Raw genomic sequence first — 22,576 nt, 5'->3', positions numbered from 1 at the left:
GTACTCTCGAAGCATGTCGCTCTACGCCGCGTACGCCGGCAATCTCGACGCGCGGCTGATGACCCGCCGCGCCCCGCACTCGCCGTTGCGTGCCACGGGCTGGCTGAACGGGTGGCGGCTGACCTTCGGCGGCGAGCACATGGGCTGGGAGGGCGCGCTCGCGACGATCGTGGAGGCGCCGCGCTCCCAGGTCTTCGTCGCGCTGTACGAGATCGCGCCGCCCGACGAGGACTCCATGGACCGGTGGGAGGGCGTCGGCCTCGACGTCTACCGCCGGATGCGGGTCCGCGTGCACACCCTGGAGGGCGAGGAACCCGCTTGGGTGTACGTGCTGAACGGCTACGAGGGGGGACTCCCGTCGGCGCGGTACCTCGGTGAACTCGCCGACGCCGCCGAGTCCGCGGGCGCGCCGCACGACTACGTGATGGAGCTGCGGAAGCGTCCCTGCTGAGGGTTCCGTACGGCTCTGCTGAGAGTTCCTCACGGCTCTGCTGAGAGTTCCGCACGGATCTGCCGCGGGGTCCCCGCGATTCCGCTGAGGGTTTCCCACACATAACGCCCGTCACAGGTCTCGTTGGAAACGACAAGACAACGATCGCCATCCCGTGCGCTCTGTCATCTACGCGCGTAGGCCCAGACCAGCTACGCTCATCCGCGTGAACGCATCTCTTCTTCCGGACGACATCCAGGGCGACCCCCATGCCGCCGCTGACGCCGCCGCCACGCGCCTGCGCGAACTGACGGGCGCCGAGACCCACGACGTCGCCCTTGTGATGGGCTCCGGCTGGGGACCGGCCGTCGACGCGCTCGGCGTTTCCGAGGCCGACTTCCCCGGCACCGAGCTGCCCGGTTTCCCGCCGCCGGCCGTCGAGGGACACGGGGGCAGGGTCCGCTCGTACAAGATCGGTGACAAGCGCGCGCTGGTCTTCCTCGGCCGTACCCACTACTACGAGGGCCGCGGTGTCGCCGCCGTCGCGCACGGGGTCCGTACCGCCGTCGCCGCCGGCTGCAAGACCATCGTCCTCACCAACGGCTGCGGGGGGCTCCGCGAGGGTATGCGGCCCGGCCAGCCGGTCCTGATCAGCGACCACATCAACCTCACCGCTACGTCCCCCATCGTCGGCGCGAACTTCGTCGATCTGACGGATCTGTACTCGCCCCGGCTGCGCGCCCTGTGCAAGGAGATCGACCCGGCGCTGGAGGAGGGTGTCTACGCCCAGTTCCCCGGGCCGCACTACGAGACTCCGGCGGAGATCCGCATGGCTCGGGTGATCGGCGCGGACCTGGTGGGCATGTCGACGGTGTTGGAGGCCATCGCCGCGCGCGAGGCGGGTGCGGAGGTGCTGGGTATTTCCCTGGTGACGAACCTCGCCGCGGGGATGACGGGTGAGCCGCTGAACCACGAGGAGGTTCTTCAGGCGGGCCGGGATTCCGCTTCGCAGATGGGGTCGCTGTTGGCCCAGGTGCTCGGCCGGTTGTAGGCACCGTCCCCCAGGGGGCTCCCGCCCCCTGGAACCCCCGGATGTTTCCCACCCACCCACACGTCTCGGGCATTTAAGAGGCGAGGCAACAGACCGTCCCGGTGACCCGGGATGCAAACGCGACAGACCATCTCGGCGAACCGAGAAACCGACGCGACAAACCCTCCCGGCGAACCGAAAAGCCGACGCAGCAAGCCAAGAAGCCGACGCACCACCCACCCCACGAGAGGTTGCCCCGACGTGCACGACGACGAACTCATCGCGCGGGCCAGGACCTGGCTCGCCGAGGACCCCGACGCGGACACCCGTGACGAGCTCGCCAAGCTCATCGAAGCCGGGGACGTCGCCGAGCTCACCGAGCGCTTCCGCGGCACCCTCCAGTTCGGCACCGCCGGCCTCCGGGGCGAACTCGGCGCCGGGCCCATGCGGATGAACCGCGCGGTCGTCATCCGGGCCGCCGCCGGACTCGCCGCGTACCTCAAGAAGAACGGCCACACCGACGGAACCGGAACCGTCGTCATCGGCTACGACGCCCGCCACAAGTCCGCCGACTTCGCCCGCGACACCGCCGCCGTGATGGTCGGCGCCGGGCTCAGGGCCGCCGTACTGCCCCGCCCCCTCCCCACCCCCGTACTCGCCTTCGCCATACGGCACTTGGGCGCGATCGCGGGTGTCGAAGTCACCGCCAGTCACAACCCGCCCCGGGACAACGGTTACAAGGTCTACCTCGGCGACGGCTCCCAGATCGTGCCCCCGGCCGACGCGGAGATCGCCGCCGAGATCGACGCGGTCAACTCCCTGCACGACGTGCCCCGTCCGGACACCGGCTGGGAAACCCTCGACGACGCCGTCCTCGACGCCTACCTCGCCCGCACGGACGCCGTCCTCTCCCCCGACTCCCCCCGTACCGCCCGCACGGTCTACACGGCGATGCACGGCGTCGGCAAGGACGTGCTGCTGGCCGCGTTCGCCCGGGCCGGTTTCCCCGCGCCCGTGCTCGTCGCCGAACAGGCGGAGCCCGACCCGGACTTCCCGACCGTCGCGTTCCCCAACCCGGAGGAGCCCGGCGCGATGGACCTCGCCTTCGCGCAGGCCCGCGCCACGGACCCCGACCTGATCATCGCCAACGACCCGGACGCCGACCGTTGCGCCGCAGCGGTGAAAGCCGACGGCGACTGGCGCATGCTCCGCGGCGACGAGGTCGGTTCGCTCCTCGCCGCACACCTCGTACGACGCGGCGCGCAGGGCACCTTCGCCGAGTCCATCGTCTCCTCGTCCCTCCTCGGCCGTATCGCCGAGAAGGCGGGCCTCCCCTACGAGGAGACCCTCACCGGCTTCAAGTGGATCGCCCGCGTGGAAGGCCTTCGCTACGGCTATGAGGAAGCCCTCGGTTACTGCGTGGACCCGGACGGCGTGCGCGACAAGGACGGCATCACGGCCGCCCTCCTCATCACCGAACTGGCCTCGGAGTTGAAGGCCGAAGGGCGCGATCTGCTCGACTTCCTCGACGATCTCGCCGTGGAGCACGGTCTGCACGCCACCGACCAACTCTCCGTCCGTGTCGAGGACTTGAGTGTCATCGCGGACGCCATGCGGCGGTTGCGCGAGCAGCCGCCGACAGCGCTCGCCGGGCTGGCCGTCACCAACGCCGAGGACCTGACCGAGGGGACGGCGAAGCTCCCGCCCACGGACGGCCTGCGCTACACCCTCGACGGTGCCCGGGTCATCGTCCGGCCCAGCGGCACCGAGCCCAAACTGAAGTGCTACCTGGAGGTCGTGGTCCCCGTCACCGCGCACGCCGACCTCCCGGCGGCCCGCGCGCAGGCCGCCGAGACCCTCGCGACGATCAAGCGGGACCTGTCGGCGGCGGCCGGTATCTGAGCCGTAGCGGAACACATGGGGTGTCCCCGTCCGTCCGGGGCACCCCGTGCTCGTCCCGCCCCGTGGTCAGGACAGCCAGCGGGTGACGAGCAGCGCGGTCCAGGCCAGCCCGAGAAGCACGGCGAACGGCCACAACTGGCGGCCCCGTTCGCCCACTTCGCTCTCGCCCGTGGGACGCAGGGCGGGGTCGGCGATCATCGCGGAGAGTTCGGCGGCGAGGGCGTCGTAGGGGTGGATCAGTCCGCGCCGGCGTTGCCACCAGGCCCAACGGGGCGCGGCCACCGCCCAGTTGTCGCCGTCGCGTACCCGCAGCTGGAGTTCGAAGGATTCCCGGCGGGCCACGCGGAGCTCGTCCCAGGGGATGTGGCGCGGGGCGCGCAGCCGGTTCAGCCAGATGCCGGTGCGGTCGGCGGTGATGCGCCAGCGCAGTTTCACGGGGACGCGGACGGCGCACATCAGGCCGAAGAGGAGCAGCAGCCCTCGGAACCAGAGGCTGTCGTCGATCCCCAGCAGGAAGTACCCCAGACACCACTGCACGGTCAGGAAGCTCGCCAGCCAGTCCACCGGCCCCGCCCGCCAGCGCCGTACCGGCACCACGGCGGTCCCCGCCCGCACGGTCGCGGCCAGTTCCTCGTCCCGGGCCTTGCCCTGGGCCGCCCGGACCGCCGCCCGCTTCTCCCGGGCGATCCGCCGCCGCGCGGCGCCCGCCGCCAACGGCCGTACGGGCCCGGTCGACCACTCCGCCACCGGCGGCTCACCGGGCTCCGCCGCCGCGCAGACCAGCAGGATCTCGGCGCCGTCGTAGGGGGTGCCGTACAGGACGGCTTCCCGCAGGGGGACGGGAGCGGCGGTCGCGGGCGCGTCGAGGAGTTCCTCCGGCTCCTCCACCTCCGCCTCGTCGTTGCCCTCCCTCTTTTCTTCCGCCCTCGTCGCGACCGTGAACAGCGGCCGTAGCGCCTCCGTGTCGTCCGTCGCGTAGATCACGGCGTCCTGGTGGTCGTCCTTGCCGACGAGGACGCGCAGGACGGGCGCGGGTGTCGCGCGCAGCGTGCGCGCGCGGCGTCGGCCGAGGGCTCCGGAGAGGAGCATGGTGAGTGCCAGGCCGACGATGAACAGGCCCTCCGCGAGCGCCACTTGGCGGTCGCTCGGCCAGCGCCACAGATCGGCGGTGGCGAGCAGGACGACACCGGGTACGCCCACACCGGCCCCGAACTTGAGGAAGAGCCCGCCCCGCCGCACCCGCCCGTCCGCGTCCGGCGGTACGGCCGTGACCCCGCCGGCCGTCGCCAGGGCGCTCCGCCACTGGTGGGCACGCGCGCGTGCCCGTAGCTCGGTGGCCGTCACGGAGGCCAGGACCAGCAGGGCGGCACAGATCAGGGCCGTCCACGACAGCTCGGTGGCCCGTATCGCGACCAGTGCGATCAGGACGGGCGCGGAGAACCGTACGACCTCGGGACGCCACAGCGACCACATGACCTGGAGCGGCAGCAGCGCGGCCAGTTCCGGGGGCAGGTCCGTGGTCGTCAGCAGGGCGAAGGCGACCAACACGGCGCACCAGAGGGCCAGTTCGAAGGACCATCGCCGGGGCCGGACCGGCACCCACCACGGCACCGCCGCGTCGGCCCACACGCGCGCGTGCTCCGCGTTCCAGGGCACGCACCCCTCGGGTATCGCGGAGGGGGGCAGCAGCGACGGCTCCTGGACGTTCGTGGTCATGACATCCCAGAGAAAGAGGAGAGAAGCGTGCGCGGGGAAGAGGGGAGGAAATGCGGGCAGGGAGCGTGGGCGGTGCCCATCCAGTCTGCCCGCCCGGTCAGCCCATCCAGTCTGCCCGCCCGGTCAGCCCATCCAGTCTGCCCGTCCGGTCAGCCGGTCCGGTCAGCCCGTCGCCAGCAGGATCGCCAGCAGTACGGCCCCGGCGACCACCGGCGCGATCACCTCGTACGCCCAGCGCACGGTGATCTCGCCCTGCGCCGACTCCGCCTGCCCCTGGTCCTCCAGCAGCTCGCGCAGATCGGTCATGACCTGGTCGGACTCCGCGCGCGTGGACCCACCCTGCACGGTCCCGCCGCCGAGACCGAAGCCCGCGGACCTGCCGAAGGCCCCGGGCCTGCCACCGCCGCGCTGCGCGTCCCCCGTACGCCCCGCGTCCGCCGTGGCCCGTGCCTCGCGCCGCGCCGCCTTCTTTCGGGCGCGCAGCGAGACCGGGATCGCCCACAGCTGGAACTTGGCGCCCGCCGTCGTGAGGACCTCGTTCGAGTAGCCGGACCGCAGTGCGGCGATCTCGCCCCACGGCAGTACGACGATCCGGAACGGGTTGCGGATCCGCAGCCGGTCCGGGTTGGCGTACACCGCCGGGCGGAGCGTGAACGCGACGATCAGCGGTACGACGAGGATCATGCCCGCCAGTGCGAGCCACGGCGTGCGGCCGTTGCCGGTCACGAGGGCGTCGATGCCGAGCCAGCCGACGATGGCCAGCAGCAGGACGCCGCCGACGATGCCCGCGGGTGAGCGGTGGATCCGGTCTTGGGGGTCGGCGTCGGTGTGCGGGGTCGTCATGGTGCGATTGTGCCTCAGGGGTCCGCCTGATCGCCGTTGGGGTTGTGTGCGTTTGCGGCCTCAGGTGCATCGTGGTTGCTCGCGCAGTTCCCCGCGCCCCTTCAGGGCGCGATATCTCACCCGGGCTGTACAGCCGCTACGCGCGTAGATATGCTCGTCTGGTGACCATGCCCACCACTGCACCTGCTGCTGCACACTCACTCGGCGAGGTGACGGCGTCGGACAGTACGCTGCGCCGTTTCCTTCACGGGCTGCCCGGCGTCGACGCGGTCGGCCTGGAGGCGCGTGCCGCCTCGCTGGGGACCCGTTCCATCAAGACCACCGCGAAGGCGTACGCCATCGACCTCGCCATCTCGATGGTCGACCTGACGACGCTGGAAGGCGCGGACACCGCGGGGAAGGTCCGGGCGCTCGGCGCCAAGGCGGTCCGCCCCGACCCGACCGACCGCACGAGCCCCTCGACCGCGGCCGTCTGTGTCTATCCGGACATGGTGGCCACCGCGAAGGAGGCCGTCGCCGGTTCCTCCGTGAAGGTCGCCTCCGTCGCCACCGCGTTCCCGGCCGGCCGTGCCGCGCTCGCCGTGAAGCTGGCCGACGTGCGCGACGCGGTCGCCGCGGGCGCCGACGAGATCGACATGGTCATCGACCGCGGGGCGTTCCTCGCGGGCAACTACATGAAGGTCTACGACGAGATCGTCGCCGTGAAGGAGGCGTCCGGGGCGGCTCGCCTCAAGGTCATCTTCGAGACCGGCGAACTCTCGACGTACGACAACATCCGCCGCGCGAGCTGGCTCGGCATGCTGGCCGGCGCGGACTTCATCAAGACGTCGACGGGCAAGGTCGCCGTCAACGCGACGCCCGCGAACACCCTGTTGATGCTGGAGGCGGTGCGCGACTTCCGCGCCCAGACCGGCATCCAGGTCGGTGTGAAGCCCGCGGGCGGTATCCGTACCTCCAAGGACGCCATCAAGTTCCTGGTCATCGTCAACGAGACGGCGGGCGAGGACTGGCTGGACAACCACTGGTTCCGCTTCGGCGCGTCCTCGCTCCTGAACGACCTGCTGATGCAGCGTCAGAAGCTGGCCACCGGCCGCTACTCCGGCCCCGACTACGTGACGGTGGACTGACCATCATGGCTACTTTCGACTACGCACCGGCCCCCGAGTCCCGCTCGGTCGTCGACATCGCGCCCTCCTACGGCCTGTTCATCGACGGCGAGTTCACGGAAGCGGCGGACGGCAAGGTCTTCAAGACCGTCTCTCCCTCCACCGAAGAGGTCCTCTCCGAGATCGCCCAGGCGGGCGAGGCGGACGTCGACCGCGCGGTGCAGGCCGCCCGCAAGGCCTTCGAGAAGTGGTCGGCGCTGCCCGGCTCCGAACGCGCCAAGTACCTGTTCCGCATCGCCCGGATCATCCAGGAGCGCAGCCGCGAACTGGCCGTCCTGGAAACCCTGGACAACGGCAAGCCCATCAAGGAGACGAGGGACGCGGACCTCCCCCTGGTCGCCGCGCACTTCTTCTACTACGCGGGCTGGGCCGACAAGTTGGACCACGCCGGCTTCGGCGCGAACCCGCAGCCGCTCGGCGTCGCGGGCCAGGTCATCCCCTGGAACTTCCCGCTCCTGATGCTGGCGTGGAAGATCGCCCCGGCCCTCGCGACCGGCAACACGGTCGTGTTGAAGCCCGCCGAGACGACCCCCCTCTCTGCCCTCTTCTTCGCGGACATCTGCCGCCAGGCTGGCCTCCCCAAGGGTGTCGTCAACATCCTTCCGGGATACGGCGATTCGGGCGCCGCGCTGGTCGCGCACCCGGACGTGAACAAGGTCGCCTTCACCGGTTCCACGGCGGTCGGCAAGGCGATCGCCCGCCAAGTGGCCGGCACGACCAAGAAGGTCACCCTCGAACTCGGCGGCAAGGGCGCGAACATCGTCTTCGACGACGCCCCCATCGACCAGGCCGTGGAGGGGATCGTCACCGGCATCTTCTTCAACCAGGGCCAGGTCTGCTGCGCGGGCAGCCGACTCCTCGTCCAGGAGTCCATCCAGGACGAGTTGTTGGACTCCCTGAAGCGGCGCCTCTCCACCCTCCGCCTCGGCGACCCGCTCGACAAGAACACCGACATCGGCGCGATCAACTCGGCCGAGCAGCTCGCGCGGATCACCACACTCGTGGAACAGGGCGAGGCGGAGGGCGCCGAGCGCTGGTCCCCGTCCTGCGAACTCCCGTCCTCCGGCTACTGGTTCGCCCCGACGCTCTTCACGAACGTCACCCAGGCGCACACCATCGCCCGCGACGAGATCTTCGGCCCGGTGCTGTCGGTGCTGACCTTCCGTACGCCCGAGGAGGCGGTCGCGAAGGCCAACAACACGCAGTACGGCCTCTCCGCCGGCATCTGGACCGAGAAGGGCTCCCGCATCCTCGCGGTCGCGAGCAAGCTGCGCGCGGGCGTCATCTGGTCCAACACGTTCAACAAGTTCGACCCGACCTCGCCGTTCGGCGGCTACAAGGAGTCGGGCTACGGCCGCGAGGGCGGTCGCCACGGCCTGGAGGCGTACCTCGATGTCTGACGCACGACTGTCCGTCTTCAAGACCTACAAGCTGTACGTCGGCGGGAAGTTTCCGCGTTCCGAGAGCGGCCGGGTGTACGAAGTGACGGACCCCAAGGGCAAGTGGCTGGCGAACGCACCCCAGTCCTCCCGCAAGGACGCCCGCGACGCGGTCGTAGCGGCGCGCAAGGCGTTCGGCGGCTGGTCCGGCGCGACGGCGTACAACCGCGGCCAGATCCTCTACCGCATCGCCGAGATGCTGGAGGGCCGCAAGGACCAGTTCGCGCGTGAAGTCGCGGACGCGGAGGGCCTGTCGAAGTCCAAGGCGGCCGCAGTCGTCGACGCGGCGATCGACCGCTGGGTCTGGTACGCGGGCTGGACGGACAAGATCGCGCAGGTGGTCGGCGGCGCGAACCCGGTAGCGGGCCCGTACTTCAACCTCTCCTCCCCCGAGCCGACGGGAGTGGTCACCGTCCTCGCACCCCAGGAGTCCTCCTTCCTGGGCCTGATCTCGGTCATCGCCCCGGTGATCGCGACCGGCAACACGGTCATCGTCATCGCGAGCGAGAACTCCCCGCTCCCCGCACTGTCGTTGGGCGAGGTCCTGGCCACCTCCGACCTCCCCGGCGGAGTCGTCAACGTCCTCTCCGGCAGGACGGCGGAGATCGCGGCCCCCCTCGCCGCCCACCAGGACGTCAACGCGATCGACTTGGCGGGCGCGGACGAAGTACTGGCGAAGGACCTGGAGATCGCAGCGGCGGACAACCTCAAGCGAGTCCTCCGTCCACAGCCTGTGGATTACACGGAGACTCCGGGCACCGAACGCCTGACGGCTTTCCTGGAGACGAAGACGGTCTGGCATCCGACGGGCTCACTGGGAGCAGGCGGCTCCTCGTACTGACGCAGGGGGCGTGTTAACGCGGGGGGGCGTGTCATATCAAGCGGCCGCAGGCCGCTTGTCCAGGGGCGCGGGGCTGTGTTCAATATGCGGCTCCGCCGCGCGGGCGCGACCAGCCACAACGGGCCGTCACCCGGCAACGAAACCGCAGCTCCCCACCCCTCCCCCGCAATCCCTCAACCCCCCAACAGCCCCGTCACCTGTCCAACCACCGGCATACTCCCGATCGACTGAGCCTCAGCCACCGGCCCCGTCAACGCCTGCGAGGCAAGCGGCTGAAAGTCGGCGAGCTGGGTCGCAACCCCGTTGTCGAGCGGGTCAACACCTGTCCCCGCAAGGGGGTTGGGCTTGAGCCCGGCAACCGGCCCGGTGACATACCCGACCGTCCCGGTGAGCGCACCAAGCCCCGCCGCCGGGTCGATCTTGCCCAGAGACGTGGGCCGAGTCCGCACCACGTCAGCCACTGGCGAGGTGTCCGCGGCGGCCGACGCCGCCCCCGCCCCGAGGGCGACTCCCGCGGTCGCGAGGGCGACGAGGGCGCGCTGGGCGGTCGGATGCTGAGGGGACGTGTGTCGTGCCATTGCTGGTGCCACCTTCTGGTGCGCAGGGTAATCAGGTCAGCACGAAGGGTAGTTGACGTGTGATGCGCGTTCCACTGCCGACCCGCGGGGTCGGCAGGACGTACGGAATGCGTCAAACTGGTGTCCCGTGAGCATCCTTTCCCCGTCACCGGCCCGTGTCGTGCTGCTGTGCGGCCCCTCGGGTTCCGGCAAGTCCCTCGTCTCCGCCCGGTCCGGCCTCCCCGTGCTGCGGCTCGACGACTTCTACAAAGAGGGCGACGACCCGACGCTGCCGCAGGTGGCGGGGAGTTCGGACATCGACTGGGACCACCCCGACTCCTGGGACGCGGACGTCGCGGTCGCCGCGATCGTCGAGCTGTGCCGCACGGGTCGTACGGACGTGCCGGTCTACGACATCTCGCTCAGCGCCCGTACGGGCACGGAAGCGGTCGATGTGGGCCGGACCCCGTTGTTCATAGCGGAGGGCATCTTCGCCGCCGAGGTGATCACCCGGTGCCAGGAGTTGGGTGTCCTCGCGGACGCGCTGTGCCTGAGCCGGGGTCCGATGCGGACCTTCCGGCGTCGCTTCCTGCGGGATCTCCGGGAGGGCCGTAAGTCCGTGCCGTTCCTGTTGCGGCGCGGGTGGCGGCTGATGCGTCTTGAGCGTTCGATCGTGGCCCGGCAGACCGGACTCGGCGCGTACGCCTGCGACAAGGACGAGGCGCTGGGACGGCTGGCCGCGGCGGCGGTGGGCCGGCGCCCGGCACGAACGAATGCGGCGCCTTCTCCGTCGTAGGGCGAAAGACCTGCCCAGGGAGAGAAGGACGCCGATGACAACCGCCCTCCGGACCGGCCGACGGCTGATCGTGACGACCGCGCTGCTGGCCGCCGCCGTCGGATGCTCGGACGGGGGATCCTCGGCGGCCTCCTGCTCGGGCCTGGTGACCTTCCAGAACCGCGGCTATCTCCCGGCCGTGAACGTGGACTTCACCGTCGGCGAGAAGCTGGGCGCCGCCACCGTCCCGGAGTGCGACGACACGAACCATCCCGATGCCGCCGTACCGGAAGGGAAGACCACCGCGTACGCGGTCGAGGGGATGGATCCCTCCCTCGCCATCGCCGTCGGTGACACGCCCGCGGAGGCGACGCTCATGAGGGTCCACGAAGAAGTCCGCTGACCGCACACGAAAGAGCGGGACTGGACGGACCCCCCGGCCCTCCAGTCCCGCTCTCCCCGTTCCCCCGTGGTACTTCCCCCGTGTTTCCCCCCATGGTCCCCGTGACCCCGTCGGCACCCCCCGGTACCGATCCCCCGTGGTCCCCCCGGACCTCCCCCGTTACCTATCCCCCCCGAACCCTCAGGCGACAAGCTCCCCGAAGGCGTCCTCCTCGTCACGGCCGAAGCTGAGGACCTCGTCCTCACGCATACGGCGGAGCGACCGCCAGATGCTGGACTTCACCGTGCCGACACTGATGTCGAGGATCTCCGCGATCTCCGGGTCCGTGCGGCCCTCGTAGTAGCGGAGGACCAGCATGGTGCGCTGGAGTTCCGGCAGCCGGGACAGCGCCTGCCACAGGACCGCGCGCAGTTCCGTGCCGCGCATCGCGTCCGTGTCGCCGGGCGTCTCCGGCAGTTCCTCGGTCGGGTACTCGTTCAGCTTGCGGCGGCGCCACGCGCTGATGTGCAGGTTCGTCATGGTGCGGCGGAGGTAGCCCCCGACCGCGGCCTTGTCGCTGATCCGGTCCCATGCCTTGTACGTCGAGAACAGTGCGCTCTGGAGCAGGTCCTCGGCCTCGAAGCGGTCGCCGGTCAGGTGGTAGGCGGTTGCGTACAGGGAGGCGCGGCGCTCCTGGACGTAGGCAGTGAACTCCGCCTCCGACAGCGAGCGACGCTCCCCCGTGTCCTCCCTGTACGCGCTTCCCCCGTGCGCTTCCCCCGTGTGCGCGTCAACCACCGTCATGAACCCGGTGTGCTGACGCCCGGCACCGCGAACGCACCCCCGCCCGCTCACGGCACCGGACTTCTCGGAACCCCGGGTGACATCGTGCAGACGCGTGATGACTGCGTTGTTGCTGGTGCTGTGCAGCGTGTTCATCTCGCGCCCCCCGTAGTGGACTTGCCCGGTGTTCGGATGTTCCGGCGTGGTTCCTTGCCTGTGCCGAAAATCCTGCCGGGGTCACTTCATGGGCTTGTCCGCCGACTGTCACAGAGCTGTCACAGGGGTCGGTCTCTGTAGCTGCCCTCAGAAAACGGACAGTCCGGTCACAGAAAAGGGCGCTACGGGTGCGCACACGTACCTACAAGGGCTACGTACACGTACAGGTGTCGAAACCCCACCCCCACATGGGCCAGAATGAGGCCCGTGCCTTCCCTGTTGCTGATCGAGGACGACGACGCCATCCGGACGGCCCTGGAGCTCTCGCTGACGCGCCAGGGACACCGGGTAGCCACCGCTGCCAGCGGCGAGGACGGTCTGAAGCTGTTGCGTGAGCAGCGGCCGGACCTGATCGTGCTGGATGTGATGCTGCCCGGCATCGACGGTTTCGAGGTGTGCCGTCGTATCCGGCGCACGGACCAGCTGCCGATCATTCTGCTCACAGCGCGCTCCGACGACATCGACATCGTCGTCGGACTGGAGTCCGGTGCCGACGACTACGTGGTCAAACCCGTGCAGGGGCGCGTCCTGGACGCCCGCATCCGGGCCGTGCTGCGGCGCGGGGAACGAGAAGCCAACGACGCGGCGTCGTTCGGTTCGCTCGTCATCGACCGGGCCGCGATGACCGTCACGAAGAACGGCGAGGACCTCCAACTCACGCCCACCGAGCTGCGGTTGCTGCTGGAGCTGAGCCGGCGGCCCGGACAGGCCCTGTCCCGGCAGCAGTTGCTGCGCCTGGTGTGGGAGCACGACTACCTCGGCGACTCGCGGCTGGTGGACGCCTGTGTCCAGCGGCTGCGCGCCAAGGTCGAGGACATCCCCTCGTCCCCGACCCTCATCCGTACCGTGCGCGGCGTCGGCTACCGCCTGGACTCGCCTCAGTGACCGACGCACCAGGGGGGATCCGCGGCTGGCGCCCGGGTCGTAAGGGAGTTCTGTGGCGGCTGCGGTTCACCAGCCTGCGTCTCAGGCTGGTCGTGGTGTTCGGCCTGGTCGCGCTGACGGCCGCCGTGTCCGCGTCCGGCATCGCGTACTGGCTCAACCGTGAGGCGGTCCTCACCCGCGCCCAGGACGCCGTCCTGCGCGACTTCCGCCAGGAGATGCAGAACCGCGCGGGCGCCCTGCCTGCGCACCCCACGCAGGACGAACTGATGCGCACCGCGGGCCAGATGGCCAACAGCAGCCAGCGCTTCAGCGTCCTGCTCGTCGGCGAGGACGCGAACGACAAGGCGGTCTACGGCAACTCGGGCGGCCTGAACGGCTTTTCGCTGGAGGACGTGCCCAAGTCGCTGCGTACGGCGGTGAACAAGCAGCAGTCGGTGACCGACGGCAACAAGGAGCCGTACCACCTGTACTGGCAGCGGGTCACCGAGCACGGCACGCCGTATCTGGTGGCCGGGACCCGGATGATCGGCGGCGGTCCGACCGGTTACATGCTCAAGTCCCTTGAGCCGGAGGCGAAGGACCTCAACTCCCTCGCCTGGTCGCTGGGTATCGCCACCGGGCTCGCGCTGATCGGTTCCGCGCTGCTCGCGCAGGCCGCCGCGACGACCGTCCTCAAGCCCGTGCACCGGCTCGGCATCGCCGCGCGCCGGCTCGGCGAGGGCAAGCTCGACACCCGGCTGCGGGTCTCCGGAACCGATGAACTCGCCGAGCTGTCACGGACGTTCAACCAGACCGCCGAGGCGCTGGAGAAACGGGTCGCCGACATGGCCGCCCGCGACGACGCCTCGCGCCGGTTCGTCGCCGACATGTCGCACGAGCTGCGCACCCCACTGACCGCGATCACGGCAGTGGTCGAGGTGCTCGAAGAGGAACTCGACGCCGAGACCGGCAGCGTGGACCCGATGATCGAGCCCGCCGTACGGCTCGTCGTCAGCGAGACCAAGCGGCTCGGTGACCTCGTCGAGAACCTGATGGAGGTCACCCGCTTCGACGCGGGCACCGCCCGGCTCGTCCTCGACGACGTCGACCTCGCCGACCAGATCACCGCGTGCATCGACGCCCGCGCCTGGCTGGACGCGGTCGACCTGGACGCCGAGCGCGGCATCCACTCCCGGCTCGACCCGCGCCGCCTCGACGTCATCCTCGCCAACCTCATCGGCAACGCCCTCAAGCACGGCGGCTCGCCGGTCCGGGTGTCGGTGCGGCTGGAGGACGACGAACTCGTCATCGCCGTGCGAGACCACGGCCCGGGCATCCCGGAGGACGTCCTGCCGCACGTCTTCGACCGCTTCTACAAGGCGAGCGCCTCCCGGCCGCGCTCCGAGGGCAGCGGCCTGGGTCTCTCCATCGCCCTGGAGAACGCCCGATTCCACGGCGGCGGGATCACCGCCGCCAACTCCCCCGAGGGCGGCGCGGTGTTCACCCTGCGGCTGCCGCGGGACGCCTCCGCACTCACGGAGGAACCCGGCGCCGAGAACGGCGAGAAGAGCGAGGGCGCCGGCCCCGAGGAGACCGCGTCATGAACGTACGACGCCGCTACGGCACCGCGCTGGCCCTTCCGTTCCTCGGCCTGCTGCTCGCCGGGTGCGGGATCCGGGCCACCGAGGTGCCGACCGACTTCGGGGCCGCGCCGTCCCGGGTGCCGTGCACGCTCACCGAGCCTGACGTGTCGCCGCAGGCCGCGCGCGGGGTGCCCGTGCAGGTGTTCCTGCTGTGCGGGTCGTCGCTGGTGACCGTCGACCGGGCCGTACAGGTGCCGGACGGCACGGCGGACGCGCAGCGGCGGGTGATCGTGGCGCAGGGGCTGCTGGACCAGCTCGCCCAGGCGCCGTCCTCGGGCGAGCGGGACGCCGGTTACACGACCGACGTGCGCGGCGGCATGACGGTGAGCGGGCCGGGCGCCAAGGACCCCAAGGACGCGCTGCGGCTGAGCAATTCACCGGCCGACCTCACGTCGTACGCGCTCGCCCAGCTCGTCTGTACGTTCTCCGACTCGGCCGCGGCCGAGGGCGACGGCTCCGTGATCCTCGGCGGCCCGGACGCCGCGCCCCTGCGCCGCTACGAGTGCACGGACGACGTCCGCACCGACCCCGGCACCAAGGCACCGCCGTCCAGCGAGGTGACCGGCGGCTGAAGCCGCGTACGCCCCGGAGGTGAACGGGGCGCGAAAAGGGGCGTGTGGCGCAGGCCTCACCCTGGTGCTTGGCACCTACCCGGAACCGATCGTGCCGGAGAGGGCGTCTTGTGGTGCGTGCAGCGTGAAGGCTCCATCGGCGGCAGCGCCGCGATTCGCATCCGTGTGACAGGAGGTGTCCTCCTCGTCGCACATCTCGTGCTCGTCGCCTGGGTCACGCTGCGTCCCCGGGACGTCCCCTGGGTGATGCCCCCGAATCTGCACCCGCTGGCCAGCATCCGGGCCGATCTGGCCATGGGCTGGCCGGAGGCGTCGAAGCGGATCGGTGAGGGCCTCGCGCTGCTGGCCCCGCTGGGTGTCCTGCTCCCGACGGTCAGCGGCAGACTCCATGTCTCCCCGCTCGCGTCCTTCGTCCGTACGGTCGCGGCGGGCGCCCTGATCTCCCTGGGCATCGAACTGCTCCAGACCGGGGTGCCGGGCCAGGTCGTCGACATCGACTCGCTGCTCATGAACACGGTCGGCGTGGCCCTCGCGCACGCCGCGATCGTCCCGGCCGCCCGCGCCTGGCTCCGTCGCCGGGTGGAGAGTCCGCTCCCCGCGACCGTCCTCCAGGAGGAAGCGTCTCAGGGGCGGACCCCGACGATTCCCAGGGTCGGCATCGCACCGTAGAGCGACGCGGGGTGCGCTGCGACTCCGTACGGTTGAGGACAGATGAGGCAGCCGCAGGGGAGGCCTCGGAGAGACGCTCACGAAGGAGCCCACCATGGCCGCCATTGCCCGCCCCACCCAAGGCCGCATGATCGGCGGAGTGTGCGCAGCGCTGGCGCGGCGCTTCGGTACCTCCGCGACCACGATGCGGGTGATCTTCCTGCTCTCGTGCCTGCTGCCCGGTCCGCAGTTCCTGCTCTACATCGTGCTGTGGATCCTGTTCCCGTCCGAGGACAAGGTGCGCACCGAGGCCTGGTGAGGCCTCGGTCCCTGTGCCCCGATACGCACGTACGCCGATGGGGCGCACCCTCTCGTCCGGGGGTGCGCCCCATCGGCGCGTTCAGGGGGCGGGCTCAGCCCAGGGGGACGCCGTTCAGCGGCAGGCCGTGGGTGGGCAGGCCCGTGTTCGACAGCGGGAGGCCGCCCAGCAGCCCGGCGACGGGCGCGGTCGGGCCGTCGGAGAGGACCTTCTCGGCGGCCGGCTGCACGGCGGACAGACCACCGGCGAGGGCGGGCTGCGCCTGGCTCAGCGCCTGGCCGGCACCCGGCAGCGCCTTGGCGACGTTCTCGGCGGGCAGCGTGTGGGTCACGGCACCCAGCGCCTGGGTGGCGTCCGGCACCGCCGGAGCCGCGCTCGCGGCACCCGCGCCTACGGCGGCGAAGGCAGCACCGAGAGCGGCGACACCGAGGGTCTTGGCAGCAGACTGCTTCATGGTGAATGCGTCCTTGAATGGGATGACGGGGATGTGAGCGGTCCAAGACCGTAAACACGCGGAGGCACCCGCCGCAAACATCGAAATGCGGACGGATTGTGAACACCCGCCCGCATTCCGGGCCTCCCACTCGACCCCGCTCAGCCCTCTTCGGGTACAGAACCGCTGGTGGAGGCGGTCTGCCGGAACAGCCATTCGGATTTCAGCTCGGCATATCCGGGCTTGATCACGTCATTGATCATGGCGAGTCGTTCATCGAAAGGAATGAATGCTGACTTCATAGCATTGACGGAGAACCACTGCATGTCGTCGAGCGAATAACCGAACGCCTCGACAAGGTGCTCGAATTCCTTGCTCATGCTGGTGTGCGACATGAGGCGATTATCGGTATTGACCGTGGCGCGGAAGTGCAGCCGGCGCAGCAGCCCGATGGGGTGCTCGGCGTAGGAGTCGGCGGCGCCGGTCTGGAGGTTGGAGCTGGGGCACAGCTCCAGCGGGATGCGCTTGTCGCGCACGTACGACGCGAGGCGCCCGAGCTCGACGGAGCCGTCCTCCTTCACCTGGATGTCGTCGATGATGCGCACCCCGTGCCCGAGCCGGTCGGCGCCGCACCACTGCAGGGCCTGCCAGATCGACGGCAGCCCGAAAGCCTCACCGGCGTGGATCGTGAAGTGATTGTTCTCGCGCTTCAGATACTCGAAGGCGTCCAGGTGCCGGGTGGGCGGGAACCCGGCCTCCGCGCCCGCGATGTCGAAGCCGACGACGCCCAAGTCGCGGTAGCGGTTGGCGAGTTCGGCGATCTCCAGGGAACGGGCCGCATGCCGCATGGCAGTCAGCAGCGCCCCCACACGAATCCGCCGCCCGCTCTCCCTCGCCAGCAACTCCCCTTGCCGGAAGCCCTCGTTGACGGCCTCGACGACCTCTTCGAGGCTGAGCCCGCCGTCGAGGTGCTGCTCGGGCGCGTACCGCACCTCGGCGTAGACGACACCGTCCTCGGCGAGGTCCTCGGCGCACTCGCGGGCCACCCGGATCAGCGCGTCCCGGGTCTGCATCACGGCGACCGTGTGCGAGAAGGTCTCCAAGTACCGCTCCAGCGAACCGGAGTCGGCGGCCTCGGCGAACCACACGCCGAGCTTGTCCGGGTCGGCCTCGGGGAGTCCGGTGTACCCGGCGTCCCGCGCGAGTTCGACGATCGTCCCCGGGCGGAGACCGCCGTCGAGGTGGTCGTGCAGCAGAACCTTCGGCGCCCGGCGGATCTGGTCCGGCGTCGGGGTGTTCGGGGTGCTCTGGCTCGTCATTTCCGCACTCTAACTCCTACGCGCGTAGATCGCCCGCTGTACGAATCCGTCGATACGTAACGGTGACCGCGCGGAAGGATGGCGTACACGCTCGCTTCTGACACTGTTCTGTCATGGCACAGCAAGCGACGCCGGTCAGGACGGCCCGGCTGGGGAGAGCGCTCGGTCCCGAACCGACCTCGGTGAGCGGCGTGGTGCTGCTGCTCCCCGGTGGCGAGGAGGTGTCCAGCCGTAGACCCTCCCCCATGTTGGCGACGGCCTCCGTACGGACGTTGGGGCGCCGACTGGCCCGCGCGGGCGCGGGTGACGGGCTCGCCGCGCATGTCGTCCACTACCGCGTACGCGGCTGGAACGGCAGCGAGGCGCAGCTCGCGCACGACGCGGCGTGGGCGGTGGAGGAGGTCGTACGGCGGTACGGGGACGTGCCCGTGTGTCTCACCGGGATCGACATGGGCGCCCGCGCGGCGTTGCGCTCCGCGGGGCACGAAGCGGTGAACTCCGTTGTGGCGCTGGCTCCTTGGCTGCCCGAACAGGATGTGGCCGCGCCACCCGAACCGGTGAAACAACTCGCTGGGCGGCGGGTGCTGATCGTGCACGGCACGAACGACGAACGGACCGATCCTGAGCTGTCGTTCAGGTTGGCGGCTCGGGCGAAGAAGGCGAACCGGGACATCTGTCGGTTCGAAGTGCACTCCGACGGGCACGGGTTGCATCAGCATCGGCAGGAAGTGCACGCGCTCACCGAGGACTTCGTGATGGGGGCGTTGTTCGGGCGGGCGTTTTCTCGGCCTGTTGAGGATGCGCTTCAGGCTCCGCCGCCCTTGGGTTTGAGGATGCCGTTGGCTGCGGGGTTTGGGCGGTCGCTTCGTAGGGGCTGATCTTTCGTCGCGGAGTGCGGCCCGGTGGGGGCTGGTCGCGCAGTTCCCCGCGCCCCTGGGTGGGTGACCGCTACGTTGGTAGCAAGTTGCCCTTTCTTGCGAGTAGGAACTGCTTGAAGGCTGCCACCGGGGGTGTGTCTGGGTGGCCGTCCAGCCATGCGACGCCGATCTCTCTTACCGCCCTTGGAGCTGTGACCGTCAGTTCTGCAACTCCCGGGCGGGGGACGGCCGGTGGAGGTAGGAGAGCGACACCCAAACCCGCCGCCACCAGGCCCCGTAGGGTCTCCGCCTCCTCCCCCTCGAAGGCAATCTTCGGGCGGAAGCCGGCCTCCTTGCAGACGGCGTCGGTGATGCTGCGGAGGCCGTAGCCGGGTTCCAGGGTCACGAAGGTCTCGTCGGCCGCTTCTGCCAGGCGGATGCGCTTGCGTGTGGCCAGGCGGTGGTCGGCCGGGACGACTAGGCGGAGCTTCTGTACGTCGAGGCGGTGGGCCACGACGTCGGGGGCGTCGAGGGTCGGGGCGGTCAGGAGGCAGAGGTCCAGTTCGCCGGCGCGTAGGCGCTCCAGCATGGCCTCGCCGTAGTTCTGGACCAGGCTGAAGCGGACGCGGGGGTGGTCGGCGCGGAAGGCGCGGATGAGGCCGGGGACGGTTTCCGAGCCGAGGGTGTGGAGGAAGCCGAAGGCGACCTTGCCGGTGGCGGGGTCGGCGTCGGCGCGGACCTCGTCGGCGGCCTTCTCGATCTCGGCGAGGGCGCGGTCGACGGAGGTGAGGAAGGTGCGCCCGGCGGGGGTCAACGACACCGTGCGGCCTCTGCGCGCGAACAGGTCGACGCCCAGGTCCTGTTCGAGGCGGACCATCGCCCGCGACAGGGTGGACTGCGGGACCTGCATCTCCTGCGCGGCCCGCGTGACGTGTTCGGTGCGGGCGACGCCGGCGAAGTACGCGAGGCGGGGCGCGAGCAGCGCGACGATGTCTTCTGTGTCACCGGACGGTGACAGGTGAGCCTGTGAGCTGTACTGATGCACCATGGGAACGATTATGGCGTTTCCGTGCATTGGACGGATCAGCGGGCGTCTACGTAACTTCGAAGCATGCCTTCCGCCGATACCGGGGCGTCCACCGTCGTGGCCGCCACCAGCCCTCTCCCCGACTCCGACTCACGGCTGACGCCGGGTGGTCCCGGCTATCGCCGTATGAGCTTCGCGCTGTTCCTCGCGGGCGTGGCGACCTTCGCGCTCCTCTACTCCACGCAGGCGCTGCTGCCGCTGATCTCCTCCGGTTTCGCGGTGTCGGCGAGTGCGGCGAGCTGGACGGTGGCGGCCGCGACGGGTGGGCTCGCGTTGTTCGTCCTGCCGATGAGCGCGCTGTCGGAGCGTTTTGGACGTCGTACGGTCATGACGGCGTCGTTGGTGGTCGCGGTGAGCCTCGGGGTGCTGGTGCCGTTCGCGCCGTCGCTGGGCGCGCTGGTGGCGTTGCGGTTCCTTCAGGGAGCCGCGCTGGCCGGGCTGCCGGCCTCGGCGACGGCTTATCTGGCGGAGGAGGTGCGGCCGAAGGCGCTGGTCACGGCGATCGGTCTGTTCGTGGCCGGCAACAGCGTCGGCGGGATGAGCGGCCGGGTCATCACCGGGTGGGTCGCGCAGGAGTGGGGCTGGCGGGTCGCGGTCGGGGTGATCGGTGTCATCGCGGTCGGTTGTGCCATCGCGTTCCGGCTGCTGCTTCCGGCCCCGCGGCACTTCACGCCAGGTTCGCTGCGCCCGCGCGTCCTGGCCCGCACGGTCCGCGACCACCTCGCGAACCCGCTGCTGTGCCGCCTCTACGCGATCGGCGCGCTGTTCATGACGGTCTTCGGCGGCGTCTACACGGTGATCGGCTACCGCCTCACCGAGGCCCCTTTCTCGCTCCCCCAGGGCATCATCGGCTCGATCTTCCTGGTGTATCTGGTGGGGACCGTGTCGGCGTCCACGGCGGGGCGGCTGGTGGGCCGGCTGGGGCGCCGGGGTGCCTTGTACCTGGCGGGCGGTACGACGGCGGCGGGGCTCGTGGTCTCCCTCGCCGATTCACTCCCCCTGGTGCTGCTCGGCCTGGTCCTCATCACGGCGGGCTTCTTCGCGGGGCACGCGGTCGCGTCCTCGGCGGTCAGCAAGACGGCGACGACGGGGCGCGCGCAGGCGTCGGCTCTGTATCAGTCCGCGTACTACATCGGGTCCAGCACGGGCAGTACGGTCGGCGCGATGGCGTTCCACGCGGGGGGCTGGGCCGGGACGGTGGGTGTGGGGGTGCTCGCGGTGGCGGGTGTTGTCACGATCACTGTGTTGGGGTCGCGGGCGGCGCGGACGCAACGGGCGCCGGCACCGATGAGCCCGTCCGGCGCCTGAGGACGGGGCTCCACACCAATACCGGGTGCCCGGTTACCGCTCTGACCTGCACGTTCATTCACTCCTCGCGCCATTGTCAGTGGGCTGCGCTACGTTTCGGGGTAAGGGAAGAACGGCCACAGGGGTGGGTGGGCGAGACCATGAGTGACAGCGTTGTGACTACGACGGACGACCTCGATGTCAGGCTGGAGAAACACCGCGTCGAGCTGACCGGGTACTGCTACCGCATGCTCGGCTCGTCCTTCGAGGCCGAGGACGCCGTGCAGGACACGATGGTCCGCGCCTGGCGGAACTACGAGAAGTTCGAGGGCCGGTCCAGTCTCCGTTCCTGGCTGTACCGGATCGCCACCAACGTCTGCCTGGACATGCTGTCCGCCGGAAACAAGCGGGCTCGGCCCGTCGATCTCAGCGACTCCACCCCTCTCGCGCAGGCCGCGCTGTCGCCCCGCGCGGACAACACGTGGCTGGAGCCGATGCCGGACGCGCGGGTGCTGCCGACCGTCGCAGACCCCGCGGAGGCGGCCGTGGCCAAGGAGTCCGTACGGCTCGCGTTCATGGCCGCCCTCCAGCAACTGCCGCCCAAACAACGGGCGGTGCTGATCCTGCGCGAGGTGCTGGCCTGGCGGGCGAACGAGGTGGCCGAGCTGCTCGACACCTCGGTCGCGTCGGTCAACAGCGCGTTGCAGCGGGCTCGGGCGACCCTCGCCGAGCGGGACGACAAGGCGGCCGACGCGGCCGTGTCCGACCCGCTCGACGAGGAGCAGCAGAAGCTGCTGGAGCGGTACGTCGCCGCCTTCGAGGGCTACGACATGGCCGCGCTCACCGCGCTGCTGCACGAGGACGCCATCATGACGATGCCGCCGTTCGACCTGTGGCTGACCGGCCACGACGACATCACGGGCTTCATGACGACGATCGGTTCCGCCTGCGAGGGCTCGCGCCTGATCCCGGTGCAGGTGAACGGCCTGCCGGGCTTCGCCCAGTACAAGCCGGACCCGGAGGCGGGTGGTTACGCGCCCTGGGCGGTCCAGATCCTGGAGATCTCAGACGGCGGGCTCACCGGGTTCCACTTCTTCCTGGACACCAAGCGCTGGTTCCCGCTGTTCGACCTGCCCCTCCATCTCGAAGCGGAGTCCGACCAGGTCGAGGAGGGCGCGTAGTTCGGGGGCGGGGGCGCGGAGTCTGATCCGGCCGCCCCCGGTCCGCCGGGCGGTGAGTTGCAGCCGGGCCAGGAGATCGACAGTACCGAGTCCTGGCGGCCCGGGCCCGACGACCTCGACCAGGACGACTCCGGCTCCGGCACCGGTCGTCGCCTCCAGCAGTGCCCGTACCTCGGCGCACAGCCCCGCCACCTCGTCACGGGTGACGGGGCGGGCCGGCACGAGTACAGCGGGTGTCTTGGCGTCCACGATCGGTAGACCGGGTGGGCGGTCGTAACTCATCGGG

General features: G+C 70.3%; 24 protein-coding genes. 16 read left to right on the top strand and 8 right to left on the bottom strand.

Translation table 11 applies throughout. The features are described from left to right. The first annotated feature begins 13 nt into the window (after positions 1–13). The 3 genes from OG588_RS31475 (at position 14) to OG588_RS31465 (ending at position 3,362) form a co-directional block, all read left to right on the top strand. A complete protein-coding gene (locus OG588_RS31475) occupies positions 14–451 on the top strand; it encodes a gamma-glutamylcyclotransferase (RefSeq protein ID WP_019055782.1) in 438 nt (145 codons plus the stop codon). A gap of 205 nt (positions 452–656) precedes the next feature. Beyond that, entirely contained in the window at positions 657–1,481 is an 825-nt protein-coding gene (locus tag OG588_RS31470) for a purine-nucleoside phosphorylase (RefSeq protein ID WP_405950206.1), read from the top strand. 240 nt (positions 1,482–1,721) lie between these two features. Further along, positions 1,722–3,362, top strand: a complete 1,641-nt coding sequence (locus OG588_RS31465) for a phospho-sugar mutase (protein WP_405950205.1) — start codon at positions 1,722–1,724, stop codon at positions 3,360–3,362. Between the two features lie 66 nt (positions 3,363–3,428). Here OG588_RS31465 and OG588_RS31460 read toward each other — a convergent pair whose 3' ends face one another. Together OG588_RS31460 and OG588_RS31455 are read right to left on the bottom strand one after the other, a co-directional pair. Continuing rightward, positions 3,429–5,078, bottom strand: coding sequence for a hypothetical protein (locus OG588_RS31460; RefSeq protein WP_405950204.1), 1,650 nt, complete (start codon positions 5,076–5,078; stop codon positions 3,429–3,431). Positions 5,079–5,240: 162 nt separating this feature from the next. Further along, the gene (locus tag OG588_RS31455; protein WP_405950203.1) at positions 5,241–5,921 is read right to left on the bottom strand and encodes a PH domain-containing protein; all 681 of its coding nucleotides are present in this window, start codon (positions 5,919–5,921) and stop codon (positions 5,241–5,243) included. A gap of 167 nt (positions 5,922–6,088) precedes the next feature. On the opposite strand from OG588_RS31455, the gene deoC reads away from it, so the two are divergent. The 3 genes from deoC to OG588_RS31440 are packed head-to-tail and all read left to right on the top strand — an operon-like array spanning position 6,089 to position 9,367. Further along, a complete protein-coding gene (deoC, locus tag OG588_RS31450; RefSeq protein ID WP_026150217.1) occupies positions 6,089–7,048 on the top strand; it encodes a deoxyribose-phosphate aldolase in 960 nt (319 codons plus the stop codon). 5 nt (positions 7,049–7,053) lie between these two features. Next, positions 7,054–8,487, top strand: coding sequence for an aldehyde dehydrogenase family protein (locus OG588_RS31445; protein WP_405950202.1), 1,434 nt, complete (start codon positions 7,054–7,056; stop codon positions 8,485–8,487). Then, positions 8,480–9,367, top strand: coding sequence for an aldehyde dehydrogenase family protein (locus OG588_RS31440; RefSeq protein WP_405950201.1), 888 nt, complete (start codon positions 8,480–8,482; stop codon positions 9,365–9,367). The genes OG588_RS31445 and OG588_RS31440 overlap by 8 nt, the downstream gene beginning before the upstream one ends. A gap of 173 nt (positions 9,368–9,540) precedes the next feature. On the opposite strand, the gene OG588_RS31435 is transcribed toward OG588_RS31440, so the two are convergent. Then, a complete protein-coding gene (locus OG588_RS31435; protein ID WP_393761824.1) occupies positions 9,541–9,945 on the bottom strand; it encodes a hypothetical protein in 405 nt (134 codons plus the stop codon). 127 nt (positions 9,946–10,072) lie between these two features. On the opposite strand from OG588_RS31435, the gene OG588_RS31430 reads away from it, so the two are divergent. Both OG588_RS31430 and OG588_RS31425 read left to right on the top strand, forming a co-directional pair. After that, positions 10,073–10,720, top strand: a complete 648-nt coding sequence (locus OG588_RS31430; protein ID WP_366096493.1) for a uridine kinase — start codon at positions 10,073–10,075, stop codon at positions 10,718–10,720. A 34-nt stretch (positions 10,721–10,754) separates the two neighbouring features. Continuing rightward, positions 10,755–11,102, top strand: coding sequence for a DUF6281 family protein (locus tag OG588_RS31425; protein ID WP_405950200.1), 348 nt, complete (start codon positions 10,755–10,757; stop codon positions 11,100–11,102). Between the two features lie 180 nt (positions 11,103–11,282). Here OG588_RS31425 and OG588_RS31420 read toward each other — a convergent pair whose 3' ends face one another. Beyond that, a complete protein-coding gene (locus OG588_RS31420; RefSeq protein ID WP_019055772.1) occupies positions 11,283–12,020 on the bottom strand; it encodes a SigE family RNA polymerase sigma factor in 738 nt (245 codons plus the stop codon). Between the two features lie 267 nt (positions 12,021–12,287). On the opposite strand from OG588_RS31420, the gene afsQ1 reads away from it, so the two are divergent. The 5 genes from afsQ1 to OG588_RS31395 all read left to right on the top strand — a co-directional run bounded on the left by afsQ1 (position 12,288) and on the right by OG588_RS31395 (position 16,126). Next, the gene (gene afsQ1, locus OG588_RS31415; RefSeq protein WP_019055771.1) at positions 12,288–12,965 is read left to right on the top strand and encodes a two-component system response regulator AfsQ1; all 678 of its coding nucleotides are present in this window, start codon (positions 12,288–12,290) and stop codon (positions 12,963–12,965) included. Then, the gene (locus OG588_RS31410) at positions 12,962–14,548 is read left to right on the top strand and encodes an ATP-binding protein (RefSeq protein ID WP_405950199.1); all 1,587 of its coding nucleotides are present in this window, start codon (positions 12,962–12,964) and stop codon (positions 14,546–14,548) included. The genes afsQ1 and OG588_RS31410 overlap by 4 nt, the downstream gene beginning before the upstream one ends. Then, a complete protein-coding gene (locus OG588_RS31405; protein WP_405950198.1) occupies positions 14,545–15,159 on the top strand; it encodes a hypothetical protein in 615 nt (204 codons plus the stop codon). Before OG588_RS31410 ends, OG588_RS31405 begins: the two co-directional genes overlap by 4 nt. Before the next feature lie 117 nt (positions 15,160–15,276). Then, positions 15,277–15,828, top strand: a complete 552-nt coding sequence (locus OG588_RS31400) for a VanZ family protein (RefSeq protein ID WP_405950197.1) — start codon at positions 15,277–15,279, stop codon at positions 15,826–15,828. A 94-nt stretch (positions 15,829–15,922) separates the two neighbouring features. Beyond that, entirely contained in the window at positions 15,923–16,126 is a 204-nt protein-coding gene (locus tag OG588_RS31395) for a PspC domain-containing protein (protein ID WP_405950196.1), read from the top strand. Positions 16,127–16,220: 94 nt separating this feature from the next. On the opposite strand, the gene OG588_RS31390 is transcribed toward OG588_RS31395, so the two are convergent. Continuing rightward, the gene (locus tag OG588_RS31390) at positions 16,221–16,580 is read right to left on the bottom strand and encodes a hypothetical protein (RefSeq protein WP_019055766.1); all 360 of its coding nucleotides are present in this window, start codon (positions 16,578–16,580) and stop codon (positions 16,221–16,223) included. 140 nt (positions 16,581–16,720) lie between these two features. Next, positions 16,721–17,878, bottom strand: a complete 1,158-nt coding sequence (locus tag OG588_RS31385) for an adenosine deaminase (protein ID WP_405950195.1) — start codon at positions 17,876–17,878, stop codon at positions 16,721–16,723. A 113-nt stretch (positions 17,879–17,991) separates the two neighbouring features. On the opposite strand from OG588_RS31385, the gene OG588_RS31380 reads away from it, so the two are divergent. Then, positions 17,992–18,756, top strand: coding sequence for a prolyl oligopeptidase family serine peptidase (locus OG588_RS31380; protein WP_405950194.1), 765 nt, complete (start codon positions 17,992–17,994; stop codon positions 18,754–18,756). Positions 18,757–18,826: 70 nt separating this feature from the next. Here the strand turns inward: OG588_RS31380 and OG588_RS31375 are convergent, their stop codons facing one another. Beyond that, on the bottom strand, positions 18,827–19,783 hold the full coding sequence (locus OG588_RS31375) for a LysR family transcriptional regulator (protein ID WP_405950193.1): 957 nt from the start codon (positions 19,781–19,783) through the stop codon (positions 18,827–18,829). 63 nt (positions 19,784–19,846) lie between these two features. On the opposite strand from OG588_RS31375, the gene OG588_RS31370 reads away from it, so the two are divergent. Continuing rightward, positions 19,847–21,130 (top strand): MFS transporter, encoded by a 1,284-nt coding sequence (locus tag OG588_RS31370; protein WP_405950192.1) that lies wholly within the window; start codon positions 19,847–19,849, stop codon positions 21,128–21,130. A gap of 140 nt (positions 21,131–21,270) precedes the next feature. Then, positions 21,271–22,290: a sigma-70 family RNA polymerase sigma factor gene (locus tag OG588_RS31365; protein ID WP_026150216.1), complete on the top strand. Its 1,020-nt coding sequence runs from the start codon at positions 21,271–21,273 to the stop codon at positions 22,288–22,290. Here OG588_RS31365 and OG588_RS31360 read toward each other — a convergent pair. Next, on the bottom strand, positions 22,174–22,572 hold the full coding sequence (locus OG588_RS31360; RefSeq protein ID WP_405950191.1) for a hypothetical protein: 399 nt from the start codon (positions 22,570–22,572) through the stop codon (positions 22,174–22,176). The two genes, OG588_RS31365 and OG588_RS31360, sit on opposite strands and share 117 nt — an antisense overlap. Positions 22,573–22,576: the final 4 nt, after the last annotated feature.

The organism is Streptomyces prunicolor (assembly GCF_045162825.1).
GTDB lineage: Bacteria > Actinomycetota > Actinomycetes > Streptomycetales > Streptomycetaceae > Streptomyces > Streptomyces prunicolor.
Note: the sequence above shows the minus strand (reverse complement) of the source record. Positions and strands in the feature narration are given on the sequence as shown.